The sequence below is a fragment of the Nocardioides rubriscoriae genome (assembly GCF_008087085.1).
GTDB lineage: Bacteria > Actinomycetota > Actinomycetes > Propionibacteriales > Nocardioidaceae > Nocardioides > Nocardioides rubriscoriae.
Genome location: NZ_VIYJ01000006.1, coordinates 1 through 22,598, shown reverse-complemented (window position 1 = coordinate 22,598; position 22,598 = coordinate 1). Strand labels below are relative to the sequence as shown.

Here is a 22,598-nt window from a genome sequence, read left to right as displayed (position 1 = left end):
GACCTCCATGAACCCCACCCCGCACGGGCGCGGCCTCGCCCTCGCCCTCGCCTCGACCCTGGCCCTCTCGGCGGTGAGCTCGCTCGCGTCGACCGCGGTGGCGGCCCCCGCCACGCTCCGACTGGTGGCGACCTCGCAGGACGGCGGCGCCTTCGACCTCGACGAGTACGCCCCCGGCGATCTCACCGTGCAGGTCACCGACCCGGTCGCGGGTGCGGTCGACGTCGACGACGCCCAGGACCTGCGCTACTTCTGGACCATCACGCCGTTCGACCCCGCGGTCCCCGCGTCGCAGCTGCCCGCGGTCGGCATGGACCTCGTGACCAGCGACGTCGTCGGCGAGTTCGTCGTACCGCTGCCGACGACGCAGACCCCGGGCACCTACGTGCTCGTCGCCGGTCTCGGACCCGACGCCGCCGACGCCCACGCCATCCCGCGCAGCCGCATCCTGACCCTCGAGGTCGGCAACGCCACGATCGACCTCGACGACGACAGCCCGCTGCGCACGGCCGCGGGTGCCGACCGCCCGGTCGCCGGGTCGTTGCGCCTGGAGAACGGCACCGGGCTGCCCGGCCGGCTGGTCGACCTGGCCCTCGTGCGCGGCGCCGCGGGCGGAGACCCGCTCGCGGACGCCGGGTTCGTCCCCGCCACCCCGGGCCCGCTGGTCACCTCCCTCCAGGTGCCGACTGACGCCGACGGCTCCTTCTCCGCGGTGCTGAGCGACCCGCCCGAGGACGGCCAGGGCAGCGAGCTCGGGGGCACGATCGACGCCACCACCGCCGCCACCCCCGCGATCGGGGACGCCGACGCCACCTCGTCGCTCGACGTCGACCTGGTCAGCGTGGCTCCCCCGACCGGGAGCACGGTCGTCGTCGACGACCTGGGCAGCGGCACCCCCGGCCGGCCGCTGGTCGGCAAGGTGACGGTCACGGCGCCCGACGACACCTTCGACGTCGACCCGACCGCCTCCGGCGTCCAGGGCGACGCGGACCTGCTGCCCGACCCGGTCGTGGGCCAGCTCACCACAGTGGAGCTCGACCACGGCTTCTTCACCACCGGCGACGAGCAGCTGCCGTCCGTCGTGGGCGCACCGGCGGGCACCCTCGAGCAGCTCGGCCGGTCGTTGACCGGGCTCACCGACGCCGACGGCGCGATCGACTTCAAGGTCGCGATCGGACGCGACCGGGACTTCGACCCCGACGGCCAGGTCACCGCGACGGTCACCACGCACGCCGGCGCGCTCACGGGCAGCGAGACCGCCGAGTGGGACACCAGCAACCCGCTCAACGGCAGGGTCGAGATCGTGCGGTCCCCCGCCGCCGAGCAGGTGGCTCCCGTCGACCCGGCCCTGGCCGGCAACCGCACCTACTACGAGGTCGACACCCTCGACCAGTTCGGCAACCGGGTCGTCGGCAAGCCCGTGGCGCTCACCTACAGCGGCGATCTCGACAACTACGACTACAGCGACGACTTCGTCGTGTCGGACCTCGACGACGCCGGGGACGTCTGGGTCGTCTCCTTCGAGACCGGGTCGATCGACCTCACGGGCACGTGGAACGCCCCGACCTACCGCTACACCGACACCGCGGGCACCGCCGCCACGGGCACCGACGACGCCGTGGGCTCCAGCACCGCCGACTTCTACGAGCTCGACTTCGACGCGTCCCGGTTCAAGGTCACCTCCGACGCGACCGACGTGGTCGCCGTCGGCAGCACCGTCACCCAGACCGTGCGGGTCGTCGACCAGGAGGGCAACCCCGTGCGCGGCTACCGGGTGCAGTTCTTCCGTTTCGGCCCGGAGCGCAGCGGCGGCGAGGCTCGGGCCAACCGGGTCACCAACGCCCGCGGCGAGGCCACCTACACCTTCGTCGGGACCAGGCTCGGCCGCGCGCAGCTGACCGCGGTCGTCAGCGACGGCGTCCGCAGCCGCACGCTCGACAGCACCGTCGTCTTCGGATCCGTGATCAGGTCCACCCTGGTCGGCACGCCCGAGGGCGGGCGCGCCGCCGACGTCCTCACCGTCCGCGCGCCTCGCATGGCCGCGGGCGCCAGGGTCAGGATCGTCCGGGTCGCCCACGGCGTACGTCGGGTCGTGCGGGTCGGCGTCCTCGACGCGACCGGCCGGGTCGTCGTCCGGGTCAGGGACCGCAACGCCCGCCGGGGCACGACGTACGTCGCCGAGGTCGGCTCGACCCCGAGGACGGTCGCCGACGTGTCGAACACCGTCCGGGTCCGGTGACCGGCTGACCCGGTAGGTCGTCGGGAGCCCGCCCCGTCAGGGGCGGGGCCCGGTCGGCGGCCGCCGCCGACCGACGTGCTCAGGCCGGCTGCATCTCCGGCATCGGGGCGGTGTCGAGGAGCTCGGCGGCCCGCGCGGCCACCAGCCTGTCGTTCTCCTCCGAGAGTCGGAGGACGAGGGTTTCCAGCTCGGCCACCCGCTTGCGGAGCCGAGCGTTGTCGGCGGCGTCGCGGGGGTCTCGCTGGTCGCTGCTCAGGTAGCCGATCAGCGCCTTGGCCATGGTGAACCTTCCGATGTGGTGGGGTGTGACGGTGGGTGGGTCCGGAAATGTCCGTTCGGAGGTTGACGGTCAGGTCCGGCGGGCCGCCTACCAGAGTCCCACCCCGAAAGGCGAGGGTCAATCCGGCGTGTTGCCTGCTAAGGGCGGGCGTCGCCGGCGCGGCGCCGGCTGGCACTTCGGGCAGAAGTAGGACGACCGGTTCATGAAGGCGACGCGCTTGATGGGCGTGCCGCAGCGGTCGCACGGCTGGTCCTGGCGCCCGTAGGCGTGCAGGGACCGGTCGAAGTAACCCGACTCACCGTTGACGTTGACGTAGAGGGCGTCGAACGAGGTGCCGCCCTGGCGCAGCGCCTCGCCCATGACCTCGCGGGCGTGCCCGAGCAGGGCACGCACCTGGGCGCCGGTGAGCCGCTCGCCGGGCCGCTCGCCGTGCAGGCCCGCGCGCCACAGCGACTCGTCGGCGTAGATGTTGCCGACGCCGGAGACCAGGCCCTGGTCGAGCAGCAGCCGCTTGACGCCCGAGCTCCGCTTGCGGACGCGGGCCACGAACAGGTCGTCGTCGAACTCGGGGTCGAGCGGGTCGCGCGCGATGTGGGCGATCTCGGCGGGCAGGTCGGCCCCACCGGCGCTGATCGACAGCCCGCCGAACATCCGCTGGTCGACGAAGCGCAGCTCGCGGTCCTCGGCGGCGCCCTCGAGCACCAGCCGCACCCGCAGGTGGCGCTCGGCGGGGGCGTCCTGCGGCTGCACGAGCATCTGCCCGCTCATGCCGAGGTGGGCGAGCAGGGCGTCGCCGTTGTCGAGGGGCAGCCAGAGGTACTTGCCGCGACGGCGGGCCGCCGCGATCCGTCGTCCGGCGAGCGCGCCGGCGAAACCCTCGGGGCCGCGCGGGTCGCGGCGCACCGGGCGGGGGTGCAGGACGTCGACGCGGGTGATCCGCGCGCCGAGGACGTGGCGCTCGAGGCCGGCGCGCACGACCTCGACCTCGGGCAGCTCAGGCACGGACGGGCCGGGTCACGCGCTCGGGTCGGGGACGGACGCAGCCTCGATCGCGGCCACGATCTCGCCGTACGCCGTCTCGGCCGAGGCCTGCTCGGCCTCCTTCTTGGAGCGCCCGACGCCGTTGCCGTAGAGCCGGCCGCCGACGCGGACCTGTGCGTGGAAGGTCTTCATGTGGTCGGGGCCCTCGTCGGTGATGACGTACTCGGGCACGCCGAGGGTGTGCTCGGCGGCGAGCTCCTGCAGCGAGGTCTTCCAGTCCAGGCCGGCGCCCATCGCCGACGCCTCCTCGATGAGGGGGTCGAAGAGCCGGTGGACGACCTCGGCGGCCACGGTGATGCCACCGCTGAGGTGGACGGCGCCGATGACCGCCTCGACGGTGTCGGACAGGATCGACGCCTTGTGGCGCCCGCCCGTCGACTCCTCGCCGCGGCCGAGCTTGACGTGCTCACCGAGCCCGATGGTGATCGCGACCCCGGCCAGGGCGCGTGCGTTGACGACCGCGGCGCGCAGCTTGGCCAGCCGACCCTCGGACAGGTCGGGGTGCATCGTGTAGAGCGTCTCGGTCACCACGACCCCGAGCACCGAGTCGCCGAGGAACTCCAGCCGCTCGTTGGTCGGCAGCCCACCGTTCTCGTAGGCGTAGGACCGGTGCGTCAGGGCGCGCTCGAGGAGCTCGGGGTCGAGTACCGGATCCCCGAGCGCCGTGCGCAGCGAGACGTAGTTGCTGATCGCGACGGTGAGGAGGTCAGAGGACCTGGCGACGGGCGGTGCGGGCGCCGTACTGGCCGCACTCGCCGCACGCACGGTGCGGCAGGTGCTGGGAACCGCACGCCGGGTTGGCGCAGGTGACCAGGGTCGGCGCGACGGCCTTCCACTGCGAGCGACGGTGGCGGGTGTTGCTCCGCGACATCTTCCGCTTCGGGACAGCCACTGGATTCTCCTAGGTGTTCAGGTCGGTCTGCGTGTCGAGCCTGGTGAGCGCTGCCCACCTCGGGTCGATCGGGTCGTCGTGCGAGTGCTCGGGGTCCTGCTTGAGCGATGCGCCGCACTCGGCGCACAGCCCGGGACAGTCGTCCTGGCACAGCGGCTGGAACGGTAGTGCGAGCACCACCGCGTCCCGCAGCAGGGGTTCGAGGTCGACCAGGTCGTCCTCCATCGTGCTGACCTCGTCGTCCTCACCGGCCTCGTCGTGACTGCCGTGGTGGTGATGGTCGTCGTCGTAGAGGTACAGCTCCTGGAGCGTCACGTCGATCTCGTCGACGATCGGATCCAGGCACCGTGCGCACTCGCCGTCGAGCCCGGCTCGCGCCGTGCCCGTGACCAGCACCCCTTCCATGACCGCCTCGAGCCGCAGGTCGATGGTGACCGGTGAGCCCTCGGGGACGGAGAGGATGTCGATGCCCAGTCCTGTCGGGGCCGGCACCGTCAGTGTCACCTCACGCTGGGACCCCGGGCGGCGGCCGAGCTCGCGGGTGTCGAGCACGAGCGGCGCTCTCGGGTCCAGGCTGGTCAGGGGATCACTTCCGGGTCCGGGCACAACAGAACAGACCAGAAGCGTACTGGTCGCTCGCCGTGCCGCGAAATCATGTGCGCTCCGCCAAGCGGCGGGTGAGGGCCTCGAGCACGAAGTCGGGGACGAACGCCGACACGTCGCCGCCGAAGGAGGCGACCTCCTTGACCAGGCTCGAGGACACGAAGGACTGGCCGGTCGCGGTCGGCAGGAACACCGTCTCGACCCCGGTGAGGGCGGAGTTCATGTGGGCCATCGGCAGCTCGTAGTCGAAGTCGCTGGAGGACCGCAGGCCCTTCACGATCGCCTGTGCGTCGTGCTCGACGCAGAAGTCGGTGACCAGGCCGGTGAAGCCCTCGACGCGCACGTTGGGGAAGCCCGCCACCGCGCGCTCGAGCATGGCGACGCGCTCCTCGGGCCCGAAGAGCCGGCTCTTGGACTGGTTGACGCCGATGGCGACCACGACCTCGTCGAACAGCCGCGCGGCCCGTCCGACGATGTCGAGGTGCCCGTGGGTCACGGGGTCGAAGGACCCGGGGCAGACGGCACGACTCATGACTGGCTCACGGGGCGTGACCGTACCAAAGCCGGGTCTCGCCGTAGCGCTTGTCGCGATCGGCCACCAGGCCCGGCGGCCACGTGGGCTCGGGGCTGCGTCGCGACCGCTCGACGACCACGAGGGCGTCGGGGGCCAGCCAGCCGTCGGCGAGGAGCCGCAGGTCGTCGGCCAGGTCGGTCTCGGGCAGGGGGTAGGGCGGGTCGCTGAACACCACGTCGTAGGGCTGGGCCGGGGGCCCGGCGAGCGCGGTGACGACGCGCAGCGGCTTGACGTCGGCGGCGGCGAAGCCCAGGTCGCGGGCGTTGGCCTGGATCAGGGCGGCGGTCGCCTTGTCGGACTCGACGAAGGTCACCGCCCCGGCGCCGCGCGACCAGGCCTCGAGGCCGACCGCGCCGCTGCCGGCGTAGAGGTCGAGGAAGCGCAGCCCGTGCAGCGAGCCGCACCACGACTCCAGGGCGCTGAAGAGCGCCTCGCGCACCCGGTCGGTGGTCGGCCTGGTGTGCTCGCCGGGAGGGGTGCGCAGCCGGCGGCCCTTGGCCTGGCCCGCGATGATGCGGGTCACGACTTCTCGATGAAGTCGGCGTTGGCGGAGGCCTCGAGGTCGGCGACGGCCTCGGCGAGCAGGGGCGTGGCCGCGAGGGTCGGGTCGGCCTCGAGGAGCGCCTCGGCGGCCTCGCGGGCCTGGACGATGGTCTGTTCGTCGCGGAGCACCCGGAGATTCTGCAGGGTCGAGCGGCGCCCCGACTGGGACCCGCCGAGCACGTCGCCCTCGCGGCGCTGCTCGAGGTCGACCCGGCTGAGCTCGAAGCCGTCGGTGGTGCTCGCCACCGCGTCGAGGCGCTCGCGGGCCGGGGAGAGCCACTCGGCCGACGAGACCAGCAGGCACAGACCGGGCAGGCCCCCGCGGCCGACGCGACCACGCAGCTGGTGGAGCTGGGAGACGCCGAAGCGATCGGCGTCGAGCAGCACGATCGCGGTGGCGTTGGGCACGTCGACGCCGACCTCGATGACGGTCGTCGAGACCAGGACGTCGATCTCGCCCAGGCCGAACGCGCGCATGGTGGCGTCCTTGACGTCGGGGGCCAGCCGCCCGTGCAGGACCGCGAGGCGCAGCCCGGCGAGGTGGCCGTCGGCCAGCTCGGTGACGACGTCCTCGACCGCCGCCAGCGGCGGCCTCGAGGCCTCGGGGGCCACGGCGTGGCCGTCGTCGTCGACCTCGGGCAGGTCGGTCTGGTTGGCCTCGAGCTCGTCACCGGCGATGCGCGGGCACACGACGTAGACCTGGTGGCCCTTGTCGACCTCCTCGCGCACGCGCTCCCACACCCGGGTGATCCAGCCGGGGTGGTCGACGAGGTTGACCACGTTGGTCTGGATCTCGGCGCGCCCCGCGGGCAGCTCGCGCAGGGTGGAGACCTCGAGGTCGCCGAAGACGGTCATGGCGACGGTGCGCGGGATCGGGGTCGCGGTCATCACCAGCACGTGGGGCGGGCTGCCGGCCTTGTCGGTGAGCGCGGCGCGCTGCTCCACGCCGAAGCGGTGCTGCTCGTCGACGACGACCAGGCCGAGGTCGGCGAACTGGACCTTGTCCTCGAGCAGGGCGTGGGTGCCGATGACGATGCCGGCCTCGCCGCTGCCGATCCGCGACATCGGCGCCGTGCGCTGGGCCTTGGTCATCGAGCCGGTGAGCAGCTCGACGGTGGTCCCGCCGAAGACCCCTCCCTCGGCGAGGTCGCCGAGCATCGCGGTGATCGAGCGGTGGTGCTGCTGGGCGAGCACCTCGGTGGGGGCGAGCAGGGCCGCCTGGCCGCCGGAGTCGACGACGCGCAGCATCGCGCGCAGCGCGACCAGGGTCTTGCCGGAGCCGACCTCGCCCTGGAGCAGCCGGTTCATCGGGTGGGGCCGCGCGAGGTCGGCCTCGAGCTGGGCGCCTACCTCGCGCTGACCGGCCGTGAGCTCGAACGGCAGCCGCGCGTCGAACGCCGCCAGCAGCGCGCCGTCGCCGCCGTCGCGGGCCTGGGCACCGGTCTCGCGCACCGCGCGCCGACGCTTGGCCAGCACCAGCTGGGTGACCAGGGCCTCCTCGAAGCGGTAGTGGCGGTGGGCCCGGCGGACCTGGGCGAGGTCCTCGGGCGCGTGCACCCAGCCGAGGGCGGTGGTCGCGTCGACGACGTCGTACTGCGCGCGCACGGAGTCAGGGACCACGTCGGGCAACGCGTCGACCATCGAGCGGGCGAAGGTGACGACGCGGGCGACGTCCCACGACTCGAGGCCCTTGGTGAGGGGGTAGATCGGGTAGAGGTCGCCGATGGCCTCGACGGTCGCGATGTCGTCGTCGTGACTCTCCTGGGCGCCGAAGAGCACGAACTTGGGGTGGGTCAGCTGCCACTGGCTGTTGAAGAGCTTGGCCTGGCCGAGGAAGAGACCGGTGGTGCCGGGGCCCAGCTTGCCCGCACGCCACGCGGCCGCCTTGGCGTTGCGGGCGAAGAAGGTGATCTGCAGGCGCGGGCCGTCGGTGCGCACCCAGGTCTCGACCCGGGCCGCCATCTTGCCGGTACGGCGGTCCTGGTGGGTCTTGACCTCGCTCTTCACGATCTCGCCGATGACGGCGAGCATCTGGCCGGGCTGCAGGTCGTCGACCTTGGTGAGCCGGCCCGTCTCGAGGTAGCGGCGCGGGAAGTGGTGGAGCAGGTCACCGACGGTGCGTAGGCCGAGTCCGTCGGTGAACGCCTTGGCCTTCTTGGAGTCGCCCAGCACCGAGGTCACCGGCGAGTCGAGGGAGATCACGACCTCAACCCTGCCTCACTCCACCGACAGCAGCAGCGGGTAGCGCTCCTGGCCCCCGTCGTAGACGACCACGTCGACGGTCGGGTGCGTGGTGTCGAGCCACGCCGCGGCGCGCTCGCCGAGGTCGTCGGCGCCGTCACCGGTCACCAGGGTGACCAGCTCACCGCCGCCCGCGACCAGGCGGCCCAGGATCGCCGTGGTCACCGAGAAGAGGTCGGCGCCGATCTCGACGAAGTCGCCCTCGATCACGCCGAGCACGTCGCCCGGCTCGCACCAGCCGGCCATGGTCAGCGCCTTGCGCGCCGCAAGCGTGACCGCGCCGTGGCGCGCGTGGCGGGCGGTCGCGGTCATCTCGAGGACGTCCTGGTCGAAGCTGCGGCCGGGCTCGTGCACCGCCATGGCCGCGAGGCCCTGGACCTGCGCCTGGGTGGGCACGACGGCGACCCGCATCGCGTGGTCGGCCTCGGCGGTGCTGGCCGCGATGCGGGCCACGCGCACGGAGTCGGGGTCGTTGGGCAGCACGACGACCTCGGCGGCGCCGCAGGCGGTGATCGCCTCGAGCACCTGACCCGTGGAGGGCCGGTTGCCCGGTCCGCCGAGGACGACCACGGCGCCAGCCGCCTCGAAGAGCCCGGCCAGCCCGGGGCCCGCGGCCACGACGACCACCCGGCGGCCGATGCGGGTGGGGGCGGGCACGGACGTGGGCGCGCCGCGTCGCTCGGCGACCTGCTCGGCGAAGTGCGTCACCCGGACGCGGTGCGGGCGACCCGCCTCGATGCCGGCCTCGATCGCGGCGCCGACGTCGTCGACGTGCACGTGGACGTTCCAGAGACCGTCACCGCCGACGACGACCAGCGAGTCGCCGAGGTCGGCCAGCCGGGCGCGCAGGCCCGCGACGGCGTCGTCGCCGGCGTCGAGGAGGTACATCACCTCGTAGGCCGGACCCTCCGGGCCCAGGTCGGCGTGGTCACCGGGGTCGGGCACGTGCGGCACCGGGATGGCCGCCCTGGTCACCGCCACCGGACGACGTCCGGTCAGCACGGTCTCGGCCGCGTCGAGGATCACGCTCAGCCCCCGGCCGCCGGCGTCGACGACGCCGGCCAGCCTCAGCGCCTCGAGCTGCAAGGGGGTACGGGCCAGCGCCTCGCGCGCGGCCTCCGCGGCCGAGGTGAAGACGTCGCGGGCCCGGGCCCCGTCCTCGGCGGCGCGCCGGCGTGCGGCCTCGGACGCCGCCCGGGCGACCGTGAGCATCGTGCCCTCGACAGGCTCCCCCACCGCGCGGTAGCTCGCCTGCGTGGCGTCGTGCAGGGCCTCGGCCATCACCTCGGCGTTGCGGTCGTCGGGCGTCGAGCCGGCGACCCGGCGGGCGATCGCGCCGAGCATCTCGCTCAGGATCACCCCGGAGTTGCCGCGGGCGCCGAGCAGGGCGCCCCGGGCGAACGCCGCCAGCGCCTGCTCGCGGTCGGCGCGCGGGTCGCCCCCGGTGGCCTGACGCACGGCGTCGCGCGCGGCCGAGACGGTGAGGTACATGTTGGTGCCGGTGTCGCCGTCGGGCACGGGGTAGACGTTGAGCGCGTCGATCTCCTCGCGCGCCTCGGCGAGCGCGTCGACGGCGATGTCGACGAAGCGGAGCACCACGGCCAGCTCGATACGGTCGCTCGCCGGGGCCTGCTCCATGACGGGCGAGGCTACCGACCGGGTCGGGGGCCGACGATTTCGACCCGCGCGGCGCGTCGGATACGATTCTTCGGTTGCCCGGACCACCGGGCCCGCACATCTTTCTCGAACGTCAACGATCCAGGAGTGTCCCGTGGCTGCCGTCTGCGACATCTGCGCCAAGAAGCCGACCTTCGGCAACAACCGGCCGTGGTCGCGCAAGATCACCAAGCGCCGCTTCGACCCCAACATCCAGCGCGTGCGCGCCAAGGTCAACGGCACCCCCCAGCGTCTCAACGTCTGCACCGGCTGCCTGAAGGCCGGCAAGGTCAGCCGCTGACCCCCTGATCTTCCCGACCACCATCGGGAGCATGTCGGGAGGACCGCCACCTTCGGGTGGCGGTCCTCTTGTTTTTCAGAAGTGCGTCCACCCCGTCACACCGTCGTACGTCGCCCCGTCGACGGTGACCGAGCCCGGCTCCCCCGCGGCGGCGGCCCGCACCTCGCCCACCGCGGTCCAGCCCTCGGGCAGCGAGCCCGGGGGGAAGGTCGCGAGCAGCGCGTGGTCGTCGCCTCCCCCGAGCACCAGGGCCAGCGGGTCGGAGCCGAGCGCCGCCCCCACCGCGCGCAGCGGCTCGGGCAGGTCGAAGGCGGCCGAGCGGACGTCGATGACAACCCCGGAGTCGGCGGCGAGGTGGCCGGCCTCGGCCAGCAGCCCGTCGGAGACGTCGATCATCGCGGTGGCGCCGGCCTCGGCGGCGGCGCGGCCGGCGTCGTAGGGCGGCTCGGGGCGGCGGTAGGCCTCGACGAGCGCCCGCGGCGAGCGGAACCCCCGGCCCAGCACCGCCAACCCGCCGGCCGCCCACCCCTGCCGACCGCACAGCGCCAGCACGTCACCGGGAGCGGCACCCGACCGCAGCACCGGCGCCTGCGTGCACGCCCCGACCACGGTCACCGCGATCACGATCTCGCTGGCGCGGGTCAGGTCGCCGCCAACCACCGAGGCGCCCACCAGCGCGCACTCGGCGGCGAAGCCCCGGGCGAAGTCGAGGGCCCAGGCCGCGGGCAGGTCGGCCGGAGCGGCCAGCCCGACGGTCAGCGAGTGCGCCCGCCCGCCCATCGCGTTGATGTCGGAGAGGTTCTGGGCGGCGGCGCGGTGCCCGACGTCCTCGGCCGAGGCCCAGTCGCGGCGGAAGTGGCGCCCCTCGACCATCAGGTCGGTCGACACCACCACGTGGCCGCCCTTGATCCGCAGCACGGCGGCGTCGTCGCCGGGTCCGACCAGGACGTGCTCGCCCTGCGGGAAGTGCGCGACCAGCTCGGCGATCAGGCCGAACTCGCCGACGTCCGACAGGGTCGCACCCGGCTGCGGCGACGGTGACGTCGAGGAGGGTGGGGCCATGACGCCATCCCACCAGACGGCGGGTATCGACAGCCCGCAGCCCCGCGATAGGTTGGCCGCCAGATCTCCTGCTCGCCACCGTCAGGGCAGTGAGAGCCGCCGCAAAGGAGCGCACCCATGGTCGTCCAGGCCTACATCCTGATCCAGACCGACGTCGGCAAGGCCGCCGAGGTGGCCAAGGCCATCGCCCAGGTCAAGGGCGTCACGCTCGCCGAGGACGTCACCGGTCCCTACGACGTGATCGTGCGGGCCGAGGCCCGCAACGTCGACGAGCTGGGCAAGCTCGTCGTGTCGAAGGTGCAGAACCTCGACGGCATCACGCGCACCCTCACGTGCCCGGTCGTCCACATCTGACCGTGACGCCGCGACGCCCCGGGTCCCGTGGGGCCCGGGGCGCCCTCGTGCTCGCGCCCCTCGCGGTCGTCCTGCTCGCCTGCAGCGGCTCGCCCGAGATCGCCTCCTACGACCTGAGCGCGGCCGACCGCGCCGCCTGCGAGGCCTTCGTCGCCGACCTGCCCGACTCGCTCGCCGACGAGGACCGGGTCGACGCGTCCCCGGCCGACGCGCTGGGGGCGGCGTACGGCGACCCCGCGATCACCGTCACCTGCGGGGTGCCGGTGCCCGGCGACTTCGACCAGACGTCACGCTGCCAGGAGGTCAACGGCGTCGGCTGGTTCATCCTCGACGGCACCGACGACGACACCAGCGTCGACCTGCGCGCGACCGCGCCCGGCTACCGCCCGGTCGTCTCGCTCGTGGTGCCCTCCGACTACCGCCCCGACGAGCCCTTCCAGGGCGACGACACCACCGCGGCGGCCCTGGCCGAGCTGTCACCGCTCGTGGACGAGCACCTGCGCCTCGAGCAACGCTGCGACGGCTGACGGGGCACCGGTCAGCGCAGGCCCGTCCCGCGGGCCAGGGCCAGCGCGATCAGCCGGTCGACCAGCGCGGGGTAGTCGAGGCCGGTGGCGGCCCACATCTGGGGGAACATCGACAGCGGGGTGAACCCGGGCATCGTGTTGACCTCGTTGACCACCAGCGAGCCGTCGGGCATGACGAAGAAGTCGACGCGCGCGAGCCCCTCGCAGCCGACGGCCTCGAAGGCCCGCACCGACAGGGCCCGCATCTCGGTTTCGACGCCGTCGGGCAGCACCGCGGGGATGTCGACCGAGGTCGCCTCGTCGGGGAGGTACTTGGCCTCGAAGTCGTAGAACTCGTGGTCACCGTTGACCCGCAGCTCGGCCGGGACGCTGGTCTCGGGGGTGCCGTCGAGGGCCTGCAGCACCCCGCACTCGACCTCGCGCGCCCCCTCGGCCGACACCTCGACCAGGGCCCGGGGGTCGTGCTCGAACGCCACGGCCAGGCAGGCGTCGAGCTCGGAGGCGTCGTGGGCCTTGGAGATGCCGATGCTGGAGCCGCCGCGGGCGGGCTTGACGAACAGCGGGTAGCCCAGGGCGTCGGCGGCCCGGCGGCAGGCGTCGGGGTCGGCGGCCCACGAGCGCGTGGTCACGGTGATGCTCGGCATCACCGGCAGCCCCGCGGCCGCGAGCACCACCTTCATGTAGGCCTTGTCCATGCTGACGGCCGAGGCGAGCACGCCCGCGCCGACGTAGCGGACCCCGGCCATCTCGAGCATGCCCTGGATGGTGCCGTCCTCGCCCCAGGGGCCGTGCAGGACCGGGAAGACGACGTCGACCTCGCCGAGGGTCTGCGGCGGGTGCGAGGGCTCGGAGACGACGAGGTCGGTGCCGTGCTCGACGCGCGAGAGCGCCACCGGGGCGCGGTCGCCGTCGACGCGGGGCAGGGCGCCGGCGCCGTCGAGCCGCAGCCGCTCGGGGTCGCCGGACTCGAGGACCCAACGGCCGTCGGTGGCGATGCCGATGGGGACGACGTCGTAGCGCTCGCGGTCGATGGCGGCCAGCACGCTGCCCGCGGACACGCACGAGATCGCGTGCTCGGTCGAGCGGCCACCGAAGACGACGGCGACGCGGGGCCGGGTGGTGGGCCTGGGAGTGGGCCTGGGAGTGCCGGTCACGGCGACGACCCTATCCTCGAGCACATGCCCGACCCGATTCCGACGACGCTTCGCCCCTCGACCGTCGCGGTGACCGCGGGCCGCCCGCCCCACGAGCCCGACCAGCCGCTCAACGTGCCGATCACCATGGCCTCGACCTACGTCGCCGGCGGCGACCTCGAGTACGGCCGCTACGGCAACCCGACGTGGACGGCGTTCGAGGACGTGCTGGGCGGGCTCGAGGGCGGGCGCTGCCTGGCCTTCTCCTCCGGCATGGCGGCCGTGACGACGGTGCTCGACCTCGTCGGGCACGGCGCCAAGGTCGTGCTGCCCCAGCACGCCTACCAGGGCAGCATCATGGCGGTCGCCGACCTCGAGGCCCGGGGACGGCTGACCGGGCAGCTCGTCGACATCACCGACACCGCGGCCGTGGTCGCGGCGTGCGACGACGCCGCCCTGGTCTGGATCGAGTCACCGACCAACCCGGCGCTCGAGGTCGCCGACATCGAGACGATCGCCGCCGCGGCGCACGCCGCCGGCGCCTCCGTCGTCGTCGACAACACCTTCGCCACTCCCCTGCTGCAGCAGCCGCTGGCCCTGGGTGCCGACATCGTGGTGCACTCCGCCACCAAGTACCTCGCCGGCCACAGCGACGCCCTCCTCGGCGCCCTGGTCGTCACCGACGACGAGCTCCACGACGTCCTCCAGGGCCGGCGCTCGCTGGCCGGATCCACGCCGGGCACGCTCGAGGCGTGGCTCGCCGTGCGCGGGATGCGCACCCTGCACCTGCGGGTCGAGCGGGCCCAGGCCAACGCGCAGGCGCTGCTGCCGCGGCTCGAGGCCCACCCGGCGGTCGGCGAGGTGCGCTACCCCGGCTTCGGCGGCATCGTCGCGATCGTCCTCGCCGAGGGCGAGCTCGCCGCCGACCTCCTCGTGCGCAAGACCACGTTGTGGGTGCACGCGACGTCGCTCGGCGGGGTCGAGTCGACCTTCGAGCGCCGACGCCGCTGGAAGACCGAGTCGCCCTCGATCCCCGTCGGGCTGGTGCGCATGTCGGTCGGCATCGAGGACGTCGAGGACCTGTGGGCCGACCTCGAGAGCGCCCTCGACACCCTCACCACCGGTTGACCCGATAGTCGTGGACCTTCTGCACGCGTGCGGAAGGTCCACGACTATCGGGGGTCAGCCGATCTCGGACTTGGTGTCGCGGGCGAGGATGGCGTCCATCATCTCGGGGGCGGTCATCCGTCCGGCCACCACGTCGTCGACGTACGTCGCCACGGGGGCGTCGCAGCCGGACCGCTCGGCCAGGGCCCGCAGGCTGGCGCACGACTTGGCGCCCTCGGCGACCTGGCGCGTGGAGGCGTAGATCTCGTCGGTCGTCATGCCACGGCCGAGCTTCTCGCCGAAGCTGCGGTTGCGGGAGAGCGGCGAGGAGCAGGTGGCGACGAGGTCGCCGAGCCCGGCGAGGCCCATGAGGGTCAGCGGGTTGGCGCCGAGCTTCATGGCCAGGCGCGCGGTCTCGGCCAGGCCGCGGGTGATCAGCGAGGCGGTGGTGTTGTCGCCGAAGCCGAGGCCGACGGCCATGCCGACGGCGAGGCCGACGACGTTCTTGTAGGCGCCGCCGAGCTCGCAGCCGAGGACGTCGACGCTGGAGTAGGGGCGGAACGCGGGTGAGTGCAGGCGCTTCTGCAGGTGCTTGGCGACGTCCTCGTCGGCGCAGGCCACCACGGAGGCGGCGGGCTCGCGGCGGGCGATCTCCTTGGCGAGGTTGGGGCCGCTGACCACGGCGACGCGCTCGGGGCCGGCGCCGGTCACCTGGTGGATCACCTCGCTCATCCGGTTGAGGGAGCCGAGCTCGACCCCCTTCATGAGCGAGACAAGCACGGCGTCGGGCTCGAGGAACGGCACCCACGCGGTGAGGCTGGTGCGCAGGGTCTGCGAGGGCATCGAGAGCACGACGACGTCGGCGCCGTGCATGGCCTTCTCGACGTCGGAGGTCGCCTCGACCGACGGCGGCAGCTGGATGCCGGGGAGGTACTCGGCGTTCTCGCGCTCGTGGTTGATGGCCGCGGCGACCTCCTCGCGGCGCGCCCACAGGGTCACGTCGTTGCCGGCGTCGGCGAGCACCATCGAGAACGCCGTGCCCCACGAGCCGGCACTCAGCACGGCGACCTTGTTGCTCATGCGGAGTCCTTCTGCGTGCGGGGCCGGTGCGGGTCCTGGTGGGGCTGGTGGGGGTCCTGGTGCGGGTCGTGGTGGGGGCCGGTGTGGGGGTTGCCGATCTCGGCCACGCCGGACCGGCGCGGGTCGAAGCGCTCGGCCGGGGCGCTCTGGCCGCGGATCTCCTCGACGATCGCGGTGATCGCGGCCATGATGCGGTCGGTCGCCTCGGCCAGCACCGCGGCCGTCCGTGGCTGGTCGACGAGGTCGGAGAGGTCGACCGGGTCACCGACGCGGATGTCGATGCGCTTGCGCGGGAAGAGGTCGGGCTTGGTGGCGTAGGGGGCGAGCAGGTCCTGGGCCCCCCACTGGCCGATCGGGATGACCGGACAGCCCGTCTCGAGCGCGATGCGGGCCGCACCTGTCTTGCCCTTCATCGGCCACAGGTCGGGGTCGCGGGTGATGGTGCCCTCGGGGTAGACCACGATGCACTCGCCGGCGCGCACGGCCGCGACCGCGGCGTCGTAGGCCCCGGCCGCGGAGCGGCTGAGCCGCTCGACCGGGATCTGACCGGCGGCGCGCATGAAGCGGGCCAGCGCCTTGTTCTCGAACAGGCCGGACTTGGCGAGGTAGCGCGGGAGTCGGCCGTGGTCGTGGGTGAAGACCGCCGCGGTGAGCGGGTCGACGTAGGAGAGGTGGTTGATCACCAGCACGCAGCCGCCGGTCTCGGGGATCTTCAGACCGCCGACCCAGTGAGGCTTGGTGGTCAGCAGGAAGGTCGGACGCAGGATGATCGCGCCCAGGGTGAAGGCCCACCCTCTCTTCTCCTGCAGCTTGCGCACTCTCACAGCAGATCAGGCTACTCGTCCGGGTGCGCTGCGGCCGTCCGACACCTGGTTGGATCGTGGGGTGGCCGACTACGTCGTGATGCTGCCGGTCAAGCCACCGGCCCGGGGCAAGTCGCGACTGCAGGGCGTTCCCGACGAGCGGCGGCGCGACCTGGCCGAGGCGTTCGCCCTCGACACCGCGGCCGCGTGCCTCGCGGCCGGAGCCGTGCACGCCGTGCTCGCCGTCACCGACGACGCCGCGTTCGCGGCCCGTCTCGCGGCCGCCGGCTGCGCGACCGTGCCCGACGGGGGTGGTGGGCTCAACGGGGCGCTGCGCCAGGCCGCGGCCGAGTCGCAGCGCCGGTGGCCGGGGCGGCAGCCGGTGGCGCTGCTGGCGGACCTGCCGGCGCTGCGGCCCGAGGACCTCGACGCCGCGCTCGCGTCGCTGGTGCCGGGCGGCGCGTCGTACGTCGTGGACGCCGAGGGGACCGGCACGACGCTCTACACGGCGCCGTGGGACGAGTTCGAGCCGGAGTTCGGCACCGACTCGGCCCTGGCCCATCGCGACGCCGGTGCGCTCGCCGTTCCCGGCGCGCTGAGGTCGCTGCGCCGCGACGTCGACGACCTCGACGACCTGCGGGCGGCGGCCGCGCTCGGTCTGGGCGTCGCGACGACGGCCGTCAGCGCCACGCTGCTCTGAGGGCGCGGCGGGCCCGCACGCACCGCGACGGGCCGCCCTCCCGGAGGAGGACGGCCCGTCGCGGTGCTGCGGGGGTGCGTGGGTGCCGGGTCAGGCCTTCTTGGCCGGGGTCTTCTTGGCGGGGGCCTTCTTGGCCGGCGCCTTCTTGGCGGCCGGTGCGGCCTTCTTGGCGGGGGCCGCGGCCTTGGCCGGAGCGGCCTTCTTGGCGGCCGGTGCCTTCTTGGCCGCCGCGGTCTTGGCGGGAGCCTTCTTGGCCGGAGCCGCCTTGGTCGCGGCCGCCTTGGCCGGAGCCTTCTTGGCCGGAGCCGCCTTGGTCGCGGCCGCCTTGACCGGAGTCGCCTTGGCGGGAGCCTTCTTGGCCGGGGCCTTCTTGGCCGGGGCAGCGGCCTTGGTCGCGGCGGCCGCAGCCTTCTTGGCCGGGGCCGCAGCCTTCTTGGCCGCAGGTGCGGCAGCAGCGACGGTCAGCTTGGGCAGCTTCTTGGCACCGGACACGACGTTCTTGAGGTCAGCGCCCGCGGTGAACTTCGGGACCGAGGTCTTCTTGGCCTTGATGCGGGCCCCGGTCTGCGGGTTGCGCACCCAACGAGCCTCGCGCACGCGCTTCTCGAACGAGCCGAAGCCGGTGATGGCGACCTTCTCGCCCTTGGCCACCTCGCGCGTGATCGTGTCCAGGACGGACTCGAGCGCGTGCGCCGCCTGCTTCTTGTTGCCGTCGTAACGCGTTGCCAGCGCCTCGATGAGCTGTGACTTGTTCACTGTCTTCCCCTTCAGAGAACCTGATGATGCCGAGCCGATGCTCGACTTTCCCTAGGCACGCTAGGCATTCGTGGGCATGCTCACAATCGCCACGCCGAAGGTGAGGCCGTTTTTTGCCCACAGTTGAGGGAAATCAGGCCGATTCGGGCGTTTCAGCGCGCCAGGAACTCCAGGAGCGCGGTATTGAACTCGACCTTGTGCGACACGTTGAGACCGTGCGGCGCGTCCTTCACGACCACCAGCGTCGAGCCCTCGATCGCCTCAGCTGAGCGCTTTCCGGACACCTCGAACGGCACCGTCGCGTCACTGTCGCCGTGGATCACCAGCGTGGGCACCGCGATCTTGGCCAGGTCGGCACGGAAGTCGGTGCGACCGAAGGCGGCGATGCACCCGGCGAGACCGGCGTCGACGGCCTGCGCCTCGAGGGCCAGGGCCTCCTGGAACTGTTGGTCGTCGACCACGACGGCGCCGTCGACGGAGTAGAAGCCCGTCGTGAACTGCTCGAGGAAACCCTCACGGTCGGTGGTGACGCCGTCGATCATGCCCTGCACGTCACCATCGCCCAGGCCGCCGTCGGGGTTGTCGTCGGTCTTGAGCAGGTAGGGCGGGACCGCAGCCGCGAGCACTGCCGAGTGCACGCGCTCGTCGCCGTAGGTGCCGAGGTAGCGCGCCACCTCGCCGCCACCCATGGAGAAGCCGACGAGCGTGACGTCGGAGAGGTCGAGCCCGTCGAGCAGGCCGGCGAGGTCGGCGGCGAGGGTGTCGTAGTCGTAGCCGGACTCGGGCTTGTCGGAGTCGCCGAAACCGCGGCGGTCGTAGGCGATCGCGCGGTAGCCTGCGTCGACCAGCGCACCTTCCTGGTCAGCCCACGACCTGCCGCTCAGCGGCCAGCCGTGGATGAGCACGACGGGGCGACCCTCGCCGCCGGTGTCGGTGTAGTGGAGCGTGATGCCATTGCTGGTGATGTGGGGCATGACGGGACCTTTCGTCGAGGAAACTGTCTTGCGCACAAGACACTTTCACGTCACCACCGGGAGCACCACGTACGCGGGGGTGAACTCCTCGAAAACCACGAGAACCGCGCACCGGGCGCGGTTCTCGAGTGGGGCAGGTGAGGTCAGGCGTGCATGGTGGCCGGCTTCCACGACGGCCGGGTGGCCTCGTAGGAGGAGATGTCGTCGGCGTGGCTGAGCGTGATGCCGATGTCGTCAAGACCCTCGAGCAGGCGCCACCGCGTGTAGTCGTCGATGTCGAAGGAGTCCTCGATGGCATCGACCCCCTCACCGGCGCGCACCGTGCGCGACTCGAGGTCGACGGTGATCTCGGTGCCGGGCTGGTCGGCGAGCAGGTCCCACAGACGCTGGACCACCTTCTCGTCGACCTGCGCCGCGAGCAGGCCGGCCTTGCCGGAGTTGCCCCGGAAGATGTCGGCGAAGCGCGGTGAGATCACGACGCGGAAGCCGTAGTTCTGCAGGGCCCAGACGGCGTGCTCACGAGACGACCCCGTGCCGAAGTCGGGCCCGGCGACGAGCACCGAACCCCCGGCGTACGCCGGGTTGTTGAGCACGAAGGTCGGGTCGTTGCGCCAGGCCGAGAACAGGCCGTCCTCGAAGCCGTCACGGGTGACGCGCTTGAGGTAGACGGCCGGGATGATCTGGTCGGTGTCGACGTTGCTGCGGCGCAGCGGGACTCCGATGCCGGTGTGGCTGGTGAACGCGTCCATGTCAGTTGCTCCCCACCGGGTCGAGGTCTGCCGGTGACGAGAGGGTGCCGCGGACCGCGGTGGCCGCAGCCACCGGGATCGAGACCAGATGCGTGCGTCCGCCCTTGCCCTGGCGCCCCTCGAAGTTGCGGTTGGACGTGGAGGCGCTGCGCTCGCCGGGCTCGAGGGTGTCGGGGTTCATGCCCAGGCACATCGAGCAGCCCGCCCCGCGCCACTCGGCGCCGGCCTCCGTGAAGATCACGTCGAGGCCCTCGTCCTGCGCCTGCAGGCGCACGCGCACCGAGCCGGGCACGACGAGCAGACGCGTGTCGGGGTCGACCTTGCGACCCTTGATGATCTCGGCCGCGAGGCGCAGGTCCTCGATGCGGCCGTTGGTGCAGGAGCCGACGAAGACGGTGTCGACCTTGACGTCGCGCATCGGCGTACCGGCCTCGAGACCCATGTACTCGAGGGCCTTCTCGGCCGCGACCTTGTCCTGCGGGTCCTCGAAGTCGTCGGGCGAGGGCACCGAGGCGCCCAGCGGGACACCCTGCCCGGGGTTGGTGCCCCAGGTGACGAAGGGCGTCATCGTCGAGGCGTCGAGCACGATCTCCTCGTCGAAGACGGCGTCGTCGTCGGTGACCAGCGTCTTCCAGTGGGCGACGGCAGCGTCCCAGTCGGCACCCTTCGGCGCCTCGGGCCGGCCCTCGATGTAGTCGAAGGTGGTCTGGTCGGGCGCGATGAGGCCGGCCTTGGCGCCCCACTCGATCGACATGTTGCAGACCGTCATGCGGCCCTCCATCGAGAGCTCCTCGATGGCCTGGCCTCGGTACTCGACGATGTAGCCCTGACCGCCACCGGTGCCGGTGTGGGCGATCAGCGTCAGGACGAGGTCCTTCGCGGTCACCCCGGCCGGCAGCGAGCCGTTGACCGTGACGGCCATCGTCTTGGGCTTGGCCTGCATGAGCGTCTGGGTCGCGAGCACGTGCTCGACCTCGGAGGTGCCGATGCCGAAGGCGATCGCGCCGAACGCCCCGTGGGTGCTGGTGTGGCTGTCGCCGCACACGATCGTCATGCCGGGCTGGGTCAGGCCGAGCTGGGGACCGACGACGTGGACGATGCCCTGCTCGATGTCGCCGAGCGGGTGCAGCCGGACGCCGAACTCCTCGGCGTTGCGCCGCAGGGTCTCGACCTGGGTGCGCGACACCGGGTCGGCGATGGGCTTGTCCCAGTCGACGGTCGGCACGTTGTGGTCCTCGGTCGCCAGCGTCAGGTCGGGACGGCGTACCTGCCGACCGGCGAGCCGCAGGCCGTCGAAGGCCTGCGGGCTGGTGACCTCGTGGATGAGGTGGAGGTCGATGAAGAGCAGGTCGGGCTCTCCGGGGGTCGACCGGACGACGTGCTCGTCCCACACCTTCTCCGACAGGGTCCTGCCCATCACGGTTCTCCTTCGACGACGACTGGGGGTCGCCGGGTCCCGACGACGTCACACACCGTACCGCTTGCATCCCAGAGAGTGAGACGGCAGTATTGCCATATGGACAACTCCAGTGGCGTCGGCGTGCTCGACAAGGCCGCGCTGGTGCTCACCGCGCTCGAGTCCGGACCCGCGACGCTGGCCGGGCTCGTCGCCGGTACCGGCCTGGCCCGCCCGACGGCGCACCGCCTCGCCGTGGCCCTCGAGCACCACCGTCTGGTGGCCCGCGACATGCAGGGCCGCTTCGTCCTGGGCCCCCGCCTGGCCGAGCTCTCCGCCGCCGCCGGCGAGGACCGACTGCTCGCGACCGCCGGTCCGGTGCTGGCCCGGCTGCGCGACATCACCGGCGAGTCGGCACAGCTGTGGCGGCGCCAGGGCGAGCACCGCGTGTGCGTCGCCGCCGCCGAGCGCCCCTCCGGCCTGCGCGACACGATCCCGGTCGGCTCCCAGCTGACGATGCGCGCCGGATCCGCCGCCCAGGTGCTGCTCGCCTGGGAGGACCCCGAGCGCATGCACCGCGGCCTGCAGAACGCCGCGTTCTCGGCCGCCGCGCTCTCCGGCATCCGGCGCCGCGGCTGGGCGCAGTCGGTCGGCGAGCGCGAGCAGGGCGTCGCCTCGGTCTCCGCGCCGGTCCGCTCCCCCGGCGGCAAGATCATCGCCGCCGTCTCCGTCTCCGGCCCCCTGGAGCGGCTCTCGCGCCAGCCCGGACGGATGCACGCCCCGGCCGTGATCGCTGCCGCCGAGCGGCTCTCCGAGTCGCTGCGCCGCGCGGCGGCCGAGTAGCCAGCAGGCGCTCAACCGCGGCGGTCTGAACATGGTCCTGACCAGGCACGGGAAGCGGCAGGTCGGGCAGCGGTGGTTGAGCCACCCTGTCCGGTGCCGTCGCTAGGGAAGAAGGTGGCTCACGCACCGCGAGCGTCCTACGTGACACAGCTGGGCAGGGGGCGGTGAGCCAGCCACCATTGCGGGGCTGTTGCCGATGCACAGGGTGGCCGCTGCACCGTCGCAGGGCGCCGCACTGAGTGCGGCATAGGAAGGCGTTCTGGGTAGCCGCAGGTGGGGGTCGTTGGTGGACAGGTGAACGTCCTCCCTGGTGCGGTGTTTCGGGCTTGGTGTCCCAACCCCACTCAAGGAGGACGTTCATGAACAACGCTAACGGTGTCTCGCGTGGTGACCGCAACAGGAACGCGCGACTGGCTCGACTCCGGGCAGCAGTCCCGACGAGCAACGCGATCGTCGGGATCGACCTGGCCGATGCCAAGCAGATGGTCGTGGTCTGCGACCACGACTCCAAGGTCCTGGCCCGGCGGACGTTTCGGTGCAAGGCGTGGGACCTGGGACGGGCGTTGGACTGGGCCACCGGCCACGCTTCGAAGGCCGGGTTCACCGGTGCGACGGTGGCCTGTGAGCCGACCGGGCACCGGTGGCGGGTCCTCGGGCAGCTCGCCGAGGAGCGTTCGATGTCGTTCGTGTGCGTGCAGCCGTTGCTGACCGGACGGGCCCGCCGCGATGAGGACCTGACCCACG

At 72.8% G+C, this 22,598-nt stretch carries 25 protein-coding genes; 8 read left to right on the top strand and 17 right to left on the bottom strand.

All coding sequences use genetic code 11. The features are described 5' to 3' along the window. Positions 1–7: 7 nt before the first annotated feature. Positions 8–2,239: an Ig-like domain-containing protein gene (locus FZC61_RS12215; protein WP_148614469.1), complete on the top strand. Its 2,232-nt coding sequence runs from the start codon at positions 8–10 to the stop codon at positions 2,237–2,239. Positions 2,240–2,318: 79 nt separating this feature from the next. Here FZC61_RS12215 and FZC61_RS12210 read toward each other — a convergent pair whose 3' ends face one another. The 9 genes from FZC61_RS12210 to FZC61_RS12170 all read right to left on the bottom strand — a co-directional run bounded on the left by FZC61_RS12210 (position 2,319) and on the right by FZC61_RS12170 (position 10,051). Beyond that, complete coding sequence (locus FZC61_RS12210; RefSeq protein WP_148614468.1) at positions 2,319–2,519, bottom strand: hypothetical protein; 201 nt, start codon at positions 2,517–2,519, stop codon at positions 2,319–2,321. Positions 2,520–2,636: 117 nt separating this feature from the next. Continuing rightward, positions 2,637–3,521: a bifunctional DNA-formamidopyrimidine glycosylase/DNA-(apurinic or apyrimidinic site) lyase gene (mutM, locus tag FZC61_RS12205; protein WP_148614467.1), complete on the bottom strand. Its 885-nt coding sequence runs from the start codon at positions 3,519–3,521 to the stop codon at positions 2,637–2,639. 12 nt (positions 3,522–3,533) lie between these two features. After that, positions 3,534–4,325 (bottom strand): ribonuclease III, encoded by a 792-nt coding sequence (rnc, locus tag FZC61_RS12200; RefSeq protein ID WP_425465819.1) that lies wholly within the window; start codon positions 4,323–4,325, stop codon positions 3,534–3,536. Continuing rightward, positions 4,267–4,452, bottom strand: coding sequence for a 50S ribosomal protein L32 (gene rpmF / locus FZC61_RS12195; RefSeq protein WP_148614466.1), 186 nt, complete (start codon positions 4,450–4,452; stop codon positions 4,267–4,269). The genes rnc and rpmF overlap by 59 nt, the downstream gene beginning before the upstream one ends. 9 nt (positions 4,453–4,461) lie before the next feature. Further along, positions 4,462–5,004: a YceD family protein gene (locus FZC61_RS12190; RefSeq protein ID WP_246142660.1), complete on the bottom strand. Its 543-nt coding sequence runs from the start codon at positions 5,002–5,004 to the stop codon at positions 4,462–4,464. A gap of 100 nt (positions 5,005–5,104) precedes the next feature. Then, on the bottom strand, positions 5,105–5,587 hold the full coding sequence (gene coaD / locus FZC61_RS12185) for a pantetheine-phosphate adenylyltransferase (RefSeq protein WP_148614465.1): 483 nt from the start codon (positions 5,585–5,587) through the stop codon (positions 5,105–5,107). A gap of 7 nt (positions 5,588–5,594) precedes the next feature. Further along, positions 5,595–6,152, bottom strand: coding sequence for a 16S rRNA (guanine(966)-N(2))-methyltransferase RsmD (gene rsmD, locus FZC61_RS12180; RefSeq protein ID WP_148614464.1), 558 nt, complete (start codon positions 6,150–6,152; stop codon positions 5,595–5,597). Beyond that, complete coding sequence (locus tag FZC61_RS12175; protein WP_148614463.1) at positions 6,149–8,374, bottom strand: ATP-dependent DNA helicase RecG; 2,226 nt, start codon at positions 8,372–8,374, stop codon at positions 6,149–6,151. Before FZC61_RS12175 ends, rsmD begins: the two co-directional genes overlap by 4 nt. Before the next feature lie 15 nt (positions 8,375–8,389). Beyond that, positions 8,390–10,051: a DAK2 domain-containing protein gene (locus tag FZC61_RS12170; protein ID WP_148614462.1), complete on the bottom strand. Its 1,662-nt coding sequence runs from the start codon at positions 10,049–10,051 to the stop codon at positions 8,390–8,392. A gap of 133 nt (positions 10,052–10,184) precedes the next feature. On the opposite strand from FZC61_RS12170, the gene rpmB reads away from it, so the two are divergent. Next, entirely contained in the window at positions 10,185–10,370 is a 186-nt protein-coding gene (gene rpmB / locus FZC61_RS12165) for a 50S ribosomal protein L28 (RefSeq protein ID WP_148614461.1), read from the top strand. Between the two features lie 75 nt (positions 10,371–10,445). On the opposite strand, the gene FZC61_RS12160 is transcribed toward rpmB, so the two are convergent. Then, positions 10,446–11,432 (bottom strand): thiamine-phosphate kinase, encoded by a 987-nt coding sequence (locus FZC61_RS12160; protein ID WP_148614460.1) that lies wholly within the window; start codon positions 11,430–11,432, stop codon positions 10,446–10,448. 117 nt (positions 11,433–11,549) lie between these two features. Here FZC61_RS12160 and FZC61_RS12155 point away from each other — a divergent pair, with 117 nt between their 5' ends. Beyond that, positions 11,550–11,786, top strand: coding sequence for an Lrp/AsnC family transcriptional regulator (locus FZC61_RS12155; protein ID WP_010833736.1), 237 nt, complete (start codon positions 11,550–11,552; stop codon positions 11,784–11,786). 47 nt (positions 11,787–11,833) lie between these two features. After that, on the top strand, positions 11,834–12,313 hold the full coding sequence (locus tag FZC61_RS12150) for a DUF3515 domain-containing protein (protein WP_170286088.1): 480 nt from the start codon (positions 11,834–11,836) through the stop codon (positions 12,311–12,313). Positions 12,314–12,324: 11 nt separating this feature from the next. Here the strand turns inward: FZC61_RS12150 and FZC61_RS12145 are convergent, their stop codons facing one another. Beyond that, positions 12,325–13,467: a D-alanine--D-alanine ligase family protein gene (locus FZC61_RS12145; protein ID WP_148614458.1), complete on the bottom strand. Its 1,143-nt coding sequence runs from the start codon at positions 13,465–13,467 to the stop codon at positions 12,325–12,327. A gap of 24 nt (positions 13,468–13,491) precedes the next feature. Between FZC61_RS12145 and FZC61_RS12140 the strand changes: the two genes are divergently transcribed. Further along, positions 13,492–14,574, top strand: coding sequence for a trans-sulfuration enzyme family protein (locus FZC61_RS12140; protein WP_148614457.1), 1,083 nt, complete (start codon positions 13,492–13,494; stop codon positions 14,572–14,574). A gap of 54 nt (positions 14,575–14,628) precedes the next feature. Here FZC61_RS12140 and FZC61_RS12135 read toward each other — a convergent pair whose 3' ends face one another. Together FZC61_RS12135 and FZC61_RS12130 are read right to left on the bottom strand one after the other, a co-directional pair. After that, the gene (locus FZC61_RS12135; protein ID WP_148614456.1) at positions 14,629–15,633 is read right to left on the bottom strand and encodes an NAD(P)H-dependent glycerol-3-phosphate dehydrogenase; all 1,005 of its coding nucleotides are present in this window, start codon (positions 15,631–15,633) and stop codon (positions 14,629–14,631) included. Continuing rightward, a complete protein-coding gene (locus FZC61_RS12130) occupies positions 15,630–16,457 on the bottom strand; it encodes a lysophospholipid acyltransferase family protein (protein WP_148614455.1) in 828 nt (275 codons plus the stop codon). Before FZC61_RS12130 ends, FZC61_RS12135 begins: the two co-directional genes overlap by 4 nt. Before the next feature lie 61 nt (positions 16,458–16,518). Here FZC61_RS12130 and cofC point away from each other — a divergent pair, with 61 nt between their 5' ends. Next, complete coding sequence (gene cofC, locus FZC61_RS12125) at positions 16,519–17,136, top strand: 2-phospho-L-lactate guanylyltransferase (protein ID WP_246142659.1); 618 nt, start codon at positions 16,519–16,521, stop codon at positions 17,134–17,136. A gap of 90 nt (positions 17,137–17,226) precedes the next feature. Here the strand turns inward: cofC and FZC61_RS12120 are convergent, their stop codons facing one another. From FZC61_RS12120 to leuC, 4 genes are all read right to left on the bottom strand, one after another. Beyond that, the gene (locus FZC61_RS12120) at positions 17,227–17,892 is read right to left on the bottom strand and encodes an HU family DNA-binding protein (RefSeq protein ID WP_148614454.1); all 666 of its coding nucleotides are present in this window, start codon (positions 17,890–17,892) and stop codon (positions 17,227–17,229) included. Positions 17,893–18,044: 152 nt separating this feature from the next. Beyond that, positions 18,045–18,866 carry an alpha/beta fold hydrolase gene (locus FZC61_RS12115; protein ID WP_148614453.1) on the bottom strand — a complete coding sequence of 274 codons (822 nt, stop codon included), beginning with the start codon at positions 18,864–18,866 and terminating at the stop codon, positions 18,045–18,047. Positions 18,867–19,009: 143 nt separating this feature from the next. After that, entirely contained in the window at positions 19,010–19,615 is a 606-nt protein-coding gene (gene leuD, locus FZC61_RS12110; protein ID WP_148614452.1) for a 3-isopropylmalate dehydratase small subunit, read from the bottom strand. A 1-nt stretch (position 19,616) separates the two neighbouring features. After that, complete coding sequence (leuC, locus tag FZC61_RS12105) at positions 19,617–21,032, bottom strand: 3-isopropylmalate dehydratase large subunit (protein ID WP_148614451.1); 1,416 nt, start codon at positions 21,030–21,032, stop codon at positions 19,617–19,619. Between the two features lie 99 nt (positions 21,033–21,131). Between leuC and FZC61_RS12100 the strand changes: the two genes are divergently transcribed. Together FZC61_RS12100 and FZC61_RS12095 are read left to right on the top strand one after the other, a co-directional pair. Beyond that, complete coding sequence (locus FZC61_RS12100; protein ID WP_148614450.1) at positions 21,132–21,854, top strand: IclR family transcriptional regulator; 723 nt, start codon at positions 21,132–21,134, stop codon at positions 21,852–21,854. Positions 21,855–22,213: 359 nt separating this feature from the next. Further along, positions 22,214–22,598, top strand: a 385-nt coding sequence (locus FZC61_RS12095; RefSeq protein WP_148614449.1) for an IS110 family transposase, incomplete at its 3' end; no start/stop codon positions are given.

Excerpts from the sequence above, each read along its gene's own strand:
- FZC61_RS12215 (WP_148614469.1), top strand. The coding sequence starts at position 8 with ATGAACCCCACCCCGCACGGGCGCGGCCTCGCCCTCGCCCTCGCCTCG.
- FZC61_RS12210 (WP_148614468.1), bottom strand. The coding sequence starts at position 2,519 with ATGGCCAAGGCGCTGATCGGCTACCTGAGCAGCGACCAGCGAGACCCC.
- coaD (WP_148614465.1), bottom strand. The coding sequence starts at position 5,587 with ATGAGTCGTGCCGTCTGCCCCGGGTCCTTCGACCCCGTGACCCACGGG.
- FZC61_RS12170 (WP_148614462.1), bottom strand. The coding sequence starts at position 10,051 with ATGGAGCAGGCCCCGGCGAGCGACCGTATCGAGCTGGCCGTGGTGCTC.
- FZC61_RS12160 (WP_148614460.1), bottom strand. The coding sequence starts at position 11,432 with ATGGCCCCACCCTCCTCGACGTCACCGTCGCCGCAGCCGGGTGCGACC.
- FZC61_RS12155 (WP_010833736.1), top strand. The coding sequence starts at position 11,550 with ATGGTCGTCCAGGCCTACATCCTGATCCAGACCGACGTCGGCAAGGCC.
- FZC61_RS12140 (WP_148614457.1), top strand. The coding sequence starts at position 13,492 with ATGCCCGACCCGATTCCGACGACGCTTCGCCCCTCGACCGTCGCGGTG.
- FZC61_RS12135 (WP_148614456.1), bottom strand. The coding sequence starts at position 15,633 with ATGAGCAACAAGGTCGCCGTGCTGAGTGCCGGCTCGTGGGGCACGGCG.
- FZC61_RS12115 (WP_148614453.1), bottom strand. The coding sequence starts at position 18,866 with ATGCCCCACATCACCAGCAATGGCATCACGCTCCACTACACCGACACC.
- leuD (WP_148614452.1), bottom strand. The coding sequence starts at position 19,615 with ATGGACGCGTTCACCAGCCACACCGGCATCGGAGTCCCGCTGCGCCGC.
- leuC (WP_148614451.1), bottom strand. The coding sequence starts at position 21,032 with ATGGGCAGGACCCTGTCGGAGAAGGTGTGGGACGAGCACGTCGTCCGG.
- FZC61_RS12100 (WP_148614450.1), top strand. The coding sequence starts at position 21,132 with ATGGACAACTCCAGTGGCGTCGGCGTGCTCGACAAGGCCGCGCTGGTG.